Source organism: Allobacillus saliphilus, from assembly GCF_018138385.1.
Lineage (GTDB): Bacteria > Bacillota > Bacilli > Bacillales > Alkalibacillaceae > Allobacillus > Allobacillus saliphilus.
The window spans coordinates 1-6,100 of the sequence record NZ_JAGSIE010000045.1; the positions used below are offsets into that span (position 1 = coordinate 1).

Annotated in this window: 6 protein-coding genes; 5 read left to right on the top strand and 1 reads right to left on the bottom strand. The window is 38.5% G+C overall.

Going from position 1 to position 6,100, the window contains the following annotated elements:
• The 5 genes from carB to pyrE form a co-directional block, all read left to right on the top strand.
• On the top strand, window positions 1–1,482 hold a 1,482-nt coding region (carB, locus tag KC820_RS12395), incomplete at its 5' end, for a carbamoyl-phosphate synthase large subunit (protein WP_212371474.1).
• Complete coding sequence (locus KC820_RS12400; RefSeq protein ID WP_212371476.1) at window positions 1,479–2,237, top strand: dihydroorotate dehydrogenase electron transfer subunit; 759 nt, start codon at window positions 1,479–1,481, stop codon at window positions 2,235–2,237. The genes carB and KC820_RS12400, both read left to right, overlap by 4 nt.
• Window positions 2,234–3,169, top strand: a complete 936-nt coding sequence (locus KC820_RS12405; RefSeq protein ID WP_212371478.1) for a dihydroorotate dehydrogenase — start codon at window positions 2,234–2,236, stop codon at window positions 3,167–3,169. Before KC820_RS12400 ends, KC820_RS12405 begins: the two co-directional genes overlap by 4 nt.
• Window positions 3,141–3,845 (top strand): orotidine-5'-phosphate decarboxylase, encoded by a 705-nt coding sequence (gene pyrF, locus KC820_RS12410; protein WP_212371480.1) that lies wholly within the window; start codon window positions 3,141–3,143, stop codon window positions 3,843–3,845. The genes KC820_RS12405 and pyrF overlap by 29 nt, the downstream gene beginning before the upstream one ends.
• The gene (gene pyrE, locus KC820_RS12415; RefSeq protein ID WP_212371482.1) at window positions 3,842–4,456 is read left to right on the top strand and encodes an orotate phosphoribosyltransferase; all 615 of its coding nucleotides are present in this window, start codon (window positions 3,842–3,844) and stop codon (window positions 4,454–4,456) included. The genes pyrF and pyrE overlap by 4 nt, the downstream gene beginning before the upstream one ends.
• Window positions 4,457–4,534: 78 nt before the next feature.
• Here pyrE and rlmD read toward each other — a convergent pair whose 3' ends face one another.
• Window positions 4,535–5,923, bottom strand: coding sequence for a 23S rRNA (uracil(1939)-C(5))-methyltransferase RlmD (rlmD, locus tag KC820_RS12420; protein WP_212371484.1), 1,389 nt, complete (start codon window positions 5,921–5,923; stop codon window positions 4,535–4,537).
• Window positions 5,924–6,100 lie beyond the last annotated feature (177 nt).

Sequence of the window (6,100 nt, forward strand, 5' to 3'; positions counted from 1 at the left end):
ACCGTCCATTCCGTGTTAGCAGTCAAAGAAATGGGTTACGAAGCGATCATTATGAATAATAACCCTGAGACTTACTCAACTGATTTCACTATCTCAGATAAACTCTATTTCGAACCGTTAACCTTGGAAGATGTGATGAATGTCATTGAACTCGAAAAGCCTGAAGGCGTCATTGTCCAATTTGGCGGCCAGACAGCCATTAATTTAGCAGCTGGATTGAAGCGGCACGGTATAAACATTCTCGGAACAAGCTTGGAATCAATCGATCGTGCGGAAGATCGGGACAAATTTGAAAAACTTTTAAATGACTTAAACTTATTACGACCTAAAGGAAAAACCGTATTAAGGTTGGAAGAAGCATTTAAAGTCGCAAATGAAATCGGATATCCAGTATTAGTACGACCTTCTTATGTCATCGGTGGAAGTCGAATGGAAATCATTCATGGTGACGATGAGCTACAAACCTATTTGGAGAAGTCAGTCGGTTTGGATAGCGAACATCCCATTTTAATTGATAAATATTTAACAGGAATCGAAGTTGAAATTGATGCGATTAGTGATGGTGAAACAACGATTGTTCCAGGAATTATGGAACATATTGAAAGGGCAGGCGTCCATTCAGGTGATTCAATTGCTGTGTATCCCCCACAACGCGTAACCGAGCATATTCGCAATACTTGTATGGAAGCGACGAGACGTCTTACTGAAGAACTAAATGTTAAAGGACTAATAAACATTCAATTTATCATTAAAGATAATCACGTCTATGTTCTCGAAGTCAATCCGAGATCCAGTCGAACGATTCCGTTTTTAAGTAAAGTAACTGGAGTTACCATGGCTAACTTAGCTACAAAGTGTATCTTAGGTGCAAAATTAGCAGACCTAGGTTTTGAAACAGGCATTTTACCAGAAGGTGATCATGTCGCAACGAAAGTACCTGTCTTCTCATTCGAAAAGCTTCGAAGTGTCGATACGACGTTGGGACCTGAAATGAAATCGACAGGTGAAGCAATCGGTTATGATAGCACATTAGAAAAAGCTCTTTATAAAGGGTTAGTTGCTTCAGGGTTATCGATTCCGACAGAAGGGTCTGTTCTCTTAACAGTAGCAGATCAAGATAAACAAGAAGCACGCGAAATCGCTAAAAGTTTTTTCGATCTTGGGTTTAAATTATATGCAACAAAAGGAACAGCACGGAATTTACAAGAAATTGGTCTGCCAGTCATACAAGTGGATAAAATTGGTTCGGATAATGATAATGTCTTATCCCTTATCAGGAATCAATCTGTTCAATTTGTAATTAATACATTAACGTCAGGTAGACAGCCAAGATCAGAAGGATTTATGATTCGCCGAGAATCAGTTGAAAATGGAATCGCTTGTCTAACAAATCTTGACACAGCACGTGCTATTTTACGAGTCATTGATTCTAATAGCTTTAGTGCGAGACCAATGATTAATAAAGAGGTTGTTCAACTATGATTAACAAAGTAAATATGGCTATTCTTAAGAAGAAATTCATTGCAAAAGATACAATAGAATTCGTTTTAAAAAACGAGTTTATTAGTCACCATGCCAGTCCAGGCCAGTTTCTTCACATACTAATAGACGGATTGACGTTAAGACGACCTGTCTCTATTGCTGACATAGATAAATCTTCGAATGAAGTAACGATCGCGTTCAAAATTGTTGGGACAGGGACGAAGAAGCTTGCCTCTTATGAGCCAGGACAATCAATTGATGTGCTTGGTCCACTCGGTAATGGATTTGACATTAGTAATACACATCCGAAAAAAGTTTTACTAATTGGTGGGGGGATTGGTATTCCCCCTCTATACCATCTAGGAAAAAGACTATCCGAAAATAATGTGAAGATTATTTCTATATTAGGCTATCAAACAAAAGAAAGTGTATTTTATGAAAGAGAATTCCAAGAACTTGGTGATACGTATGTAGTCACTGACGATGGCACTCATGGTTACCAAGGATTAGTTACTGACGTTCTTACAAAAGTAAGCTCGTTTGATACTTTTTATACGTGTGGACCAACGCCAATGTTAAAAGCAATCAAGGAAAGATTATCAAATTCTGATGGTTATGTTTCATTAGAAGAACGGATGGGGTGCGGAATTGGTGCTTGTCTTGCATGTGTCATACCTACAAGCGATGGAGAAGGCTACAAGAAAATATGTCAGGATGGCCCTGTCTTTCACGCCAAGGAGGTTAATTTATCATGAACTTATCTGTAAATTTACCTGGATTATCAATGAAAAATCCCATTATGCCTGCATCTGGATGTTTTGGATTCGGACGTGAATATAGTTCATTCTTCGATTTAAGTACATTAGGTGCCGTCATTATGAAATCAGCTACTAAAAATGAAAGGTTAGGTAACCCTACGCCTCGTGTAGCAGAAACATCTTCGGGAATGCTTAATGCCATCGGTTTACAAAACCCTGGTGTAGAAAAAATTATAGAGTCAGAAATTCCTTTTCTAGCAGATTATGATACTTGTATTATCGCCAATATTGCGGGTAGTTCGGTTGAAGAATATGAATATGTCGCCGAATCGTTTAATCAAACTGACCATGTAGATGCACTCGAGTTAAACATTTCTTGCCCCAATGTAAAAGAAGGTGGAATTCAATTTGGAACAGATCCATACATGGCGGCTTTTGTCACAGAAACCGTAAAAAAAGTAACAAATCTTCCGGTCTATGTGAAGTTGTCTCCAAATGTCACAGATATTGTAGCGATCGCAAAAGCGGTTGAATCAGCAGGAGCAGATGGACTGTCTATGATCAACACATTAACCGGAATGCAAATGCACCTTCCAAGTCAAAAGCCTTTAATTGCCAATAAAACGGGTGGCTTATCTGGCCCAGCAATAAAACCAATCGCCATTCGAATGATTTATGAAGTGAAACAACAAGTATCCATTCCGATTATTGGAATGGGAGGAATAGCTAACGCCGAGGATGTTTTAGAATTCCTTCTAGCGGGAGCCAATGCGGTTGCTATAGGCACAGCAAATTTTAATAACCCGTTCATTTGTCCAGAAATTATTAATGGGCTACCAAACGTTTTAAATAAGTATGGTTTTCATTCAATTAACGAAGCTGTTGGAAAGGGGATATTTCATGAACCAGCCGATCTATCTAGCTCTTGATTTCCCAACATGGGAAGTAACTGAAAATTTTTTAATGACCCATCAACTGCAAGGCGTGCCCGTTAAAGTAGGCATGGAACTATTTTATCGTGAAGGTCCTTCCATTATTGAAAAACTTAAACAAAATAACCACCCGATTTTTCTAGACTTAAAACTTCACGATATTCCAACCACCGTTAAACGTGCAATGCATAATATCGCTTCACTTGAAGTAGATCTTGTTAATGTTCATGCGCTCGGTGGCAGTCAAATGATTGAATATGCAAAAGAAGGATTGCTATCAACAAATAGTTCTAAACAAACAAAATTAATTGCTGTGACCATACTGACATCAATGGAACAAACGATGATGAATCATGATTTAAACATCCAAGGGAATTTACAAGAACAGATTGGACGGCTGGCCTACCTGTCAAAACGACACGGCGCAGATGGTGTCGTATGTTCTGCGCACGAATCAACATTCATTAAAGAAAAATGCGGAGAAGACTTCCTAACTATAACACCAGGAATTCGATTAGAAAATTCAAGTAAAGACGATCAAAAAAGAATCGCCACACCGAAAGTAGCACGTGAGCAAAAAGCTGATTATCTGGTGATCGGCCGTAGTATCACAAGAGCAAAAAATCCTAAGACGGCATACCAACAAGCAATGAAGGAGTTGAAGACAATATGAACCTAACGGAAGAAATTACAAAAGATTTACTTACAATTAAAGCTGTTCAAATTGATCCACAAAATTATTTCACTTGGACTTCAGGTATTCAGTCACCTATTTACTGTGATAATCGCCTCACCATGTCGCATCCTAATGTTAGAAATAAAATTACGAATGCATTTATAAACATGGTTAATCAGCTTGAGGTGAAACCTGACGTCATTGCTGGGTGTGCTACAGCTGGAATTCCACATGCTGCATGGCTTGCCAATGAATTAAACTTACCCATGATTTACGTTCGTGGATCAGCAAAAGCGCATGGAAAAGGAAATCAAATAGAAGGTAAACTTGAAAAAAATCAAAATGTGCTCGTTATTGAAGACTTAATTTCAACAGGAGGCTCAGCTCTAAATACAGTCAATGCGATAAAGGACAGTGAAGCTCATGTTGTTAGTGTTTTCGCGATATTTACATATGGGTTAAATAAAGCTGTTAAGAAATTCGCTGAGGAGCAAGTGCCTTGTCAGACAATTACAAGTTTTGATCAGTTAGTAGATGCTTTAGTAAGCACTAGTAAAATTACACAGATCGATAAAGACAGTCTTCTTAAGTGGCGAGATTCATTGTAGATTAATTACTATTAGAATTCCTTTGTTTCATTAAAAAAGGAACACCTAAGATATAGGTGTTCCTTCTACAACTACCGTTTACTTTTTCAACTCCAACAAAGAAACCAACTCCACATGCACTGTATGAGGGAAAAGATCAACTGGTTGAACTGTTACTAACTCATAACCAAATGGTGTTAACTCTGTTATATCTGAGGCAAATGATTCTGGGTTACAAGAGATATAAACAATTCTTTTCGGTTGAGCACGTCCTATGCGGCGCATAACTTTTCCACCAGCCCCAGAACGAGGTGGATCGACCAACAATAAATCAGGTTGGCCAAACTGCTCTCTTACTTCATCAATGCCATTACGCGCGTTATTTGCTAAGAAATACGTATTATGAACATCATTCTCTGTTGCATTACGTTTCGCAGATTCAATTGAGCTCTCAACGATTTCAACCCCTGCTAACGATTTTACTTTCTTTGCAAAAGGTAGAGAAAACGTTCCAACTCCGCAAAACAAATCAAACATCGTCTCATCTGCTTGCGGCTTACCAACTTCAAGAGCAAGTTCAACTAACTTCTCTGCTTGTTTTGGATTCGTTTGGAAAAATGTATTCCACCATAAACGATATCGAAAACCAGCTAGTTCATCGTAAATGAAGTCTCTTCCTGCCAAAACAAATGTTTCTTCTGCTTGAATGCTGTCCGCCCATAAAGTGTTAACTAACCATAATAAGCTTTTTACATTAGGGTATTTCTCTGTGATTCGTTGAACTAGATTATCCACTTGGTCTTTCAATTTACCATCTGGTCTGTCAGTTGCTACGAGTGCAAGCATGATCTCACCTGTCGCAAACGATTGACGAACCATCAAATGACGTAAAAGGCCTTCATGTTCATCTTTTAAATAGCCTGGCAATTCATGTTCTTTTGCCCACTTTGATACTTCTAATGCGGCTTCAACCATATCATTTCCCGCAATTAAACAAGTCTTCATATCGAACACTTTGCGGAAGTTTCCTTGTTCATGAAGCCCCATGTTCCCTTCTGGAGAAAATGTGAATTCCATCTTATTACGATAATTCCACGGGGTTTCTGCACCAATCGTATTTTTGACTAAAGCTGCATTAAAACCTTGTTCCTCTAACTGACGTTTCACGTAATCTGTTTTATGATTTAGCTGTCCAGAATAGCTCCAATGCTGCCAGACACAGCCGCCACAGATTTCAAAATGAGGACAAGGTGCTTCGACTCTTTCAGAATTCGTTTTCAAAAACTCTGTCACATGTGCACGACTTCTCTTCTTCGTCGGCCGGTCTACTTGAACATGTACTTCCTCACCAGGAAGCGTTAGTGGTACATTTAATTTGAGCTTTTTTGGATTTCCTTGTTCATTCTCACGCCAAACAACTGCTTGTCCATTCCCTTTATGATCTAAATGATTAATTGTCGTATCAAAATAACGTTTTGGTTCAGTCATTCTCTTTTCACTTCCTAAACAACTTTAATTTTAATCGGTAATGCCAATATATCATGAATTCAATATGTATTATAGAGATTACCATATAGATTCTGAAACATAAGAAAAGCTACTAGACACGTATGTGCTAGTAGCTTCGAATTGCCCGGCAACGTCCTACTCTTGCAGGGGAAAAAC

Excerpts from the sequence above, each read along its gene's own strand:
- KC820_RS12400 (WP_212371476.1), top strand. The coding sequence starts at position 1,479 with ATGATTAACAAAGTAAATATGGCTATTCTTAAGAAGAAATTCATTGCA.
- KC820_RS12405 (WP_212371478.1), top strand. The coding sequence starts at position 2,234 with ATGAACTTATCTGTAAATTTACCTGGATTATCAATGAAAAATCCCATT.
- pyrF (WP_212371480.1), top strand. The coding sequence starts at position 3,141 with ATGAACCAGCCGATCTATCTAGCTCTTGATTTCCCAACATGGGAAGTA.
- pyrE (WP_212371482.1), top strand. The coding sequence starts at position 3,842 with ATGAACCTAACGGAAGAAATTACAAAAGATTTACTTACAATTAAAGCT.
- rlmD (WP_212371484.1), bottom strand. The coding sequence starts at position 5,923 with ATGACTGAACCAAAACGTTATTTTGATACGACAATTAATCATTTAGAT.